The following is a 1,034-nucleotide window of genomic DNA, read 5'->3' as shown; positions in this document are numbered from 1 at the left end:
AATTAAAGACGGGATGCCCGTCTGACCGGGAAGAATGGGACTTGTTCAGGGTTCCGTTCCACCGCGATGAGAGGGCATCTCGCAGATGCAAGTTTCCCACACGCCTGCTGCCGTGTCAGTTTCCTTCGACGAGCCGAACCTCATCGGGTCCGCCGGGCTGGTGCCGGTGATGGAACTGGCCGCCGAGGCCGGCCTGCACCAGCTGGCCGGAGGTCGGTTGAGCGTGCCGACCGACAAGGGCGCCAACGCCGGGGCGAAGGTCGCGGCCCTGGTGGCCGGGATGTGCACGGGGGCGGACTCGATCGATGACATGGCCGTGCTGCGCCACGGGGCGATGAAACGGGTGTTCGGCGGCTGCTATGCGCCCTCGACCCTGGGCTCGTTCCTGCGTGAGTTCACCTTCGGGCACGTGCGCCAACTCGACGCGGTCGCCTCCCGGTTCCTGGTGAACCTGGCCGGCCGGGCCCCGCTGCTGGGACGGCCCGGCGCTGCCGGTGCGGATCCGGGGTTCGTTTATGTTGATGTGGACGACACGATCATCGAGGTCCACGGCTACCAGAAGCAGGGTTCCGGGTACGGGTACTCCGGGGTCCGTGGGCTCAACGCCCTGTTGGCCACCGCCAGCACCGAGACCGCGGCCCCGGTGATCCTGGGTCAGCGGCTGCGCCGCGGTTCGGTCGGCTCCCCGCGCGGGCCTCGAGGCTGGTCGGGGATTCGCTGGCCATCCTCAAGCGATTGGTGCCGGCGGCCGGCGCCGGGTGCTGGTCCGGGCCGACTCCGCTTTCTATGGGCATGCCACCGTGGCCGCCGCGCTCACCGCCGGGGCGGAGGTGTCGGTGACCGTGAAGATGGACAAGGCCGTCAAGGCCGCTATCGCCGGCATCGACGAGAAAGCGTGGACCGGCATCAGGTACCCGCAGGCGATCTTCGACGAGGACACCGGCACGTGGATCTCCAAGGCGGAGGTGGCCGAGGTCCCCTTCACCGCGTTCACCTCAAGGAAGAAAACCGAACGGGTCCCCGGTCGACTGGTG

The 1,034-nt window shown here is 68.5% G+C and carries 1 pseudogene; it reads left to right on the top strand.

Features of this window, described 5'->3' with window-relative positions:
* Positions 1-85: 85 nt before the first annotated feature.
* Positions 86-1,034, top strand: a pseudogene (locus YO9_RS0114990) (IS1380 family transposase); the annotation flags it as partial.

This window comes from Kocuria atrinae C3-8, from assembly GCF_000286355.1.
Lineage (GTDB): Bacteria > Actinomycetota > Actinomycetes > Actinomycetales > Micrococcaceae > Kocuria > Kocuria atrinae_A.
Note: the sequence above shows the minus strand (reverse complement) of the source record. Positions and strands in the feature narration are given on the sequence as shown.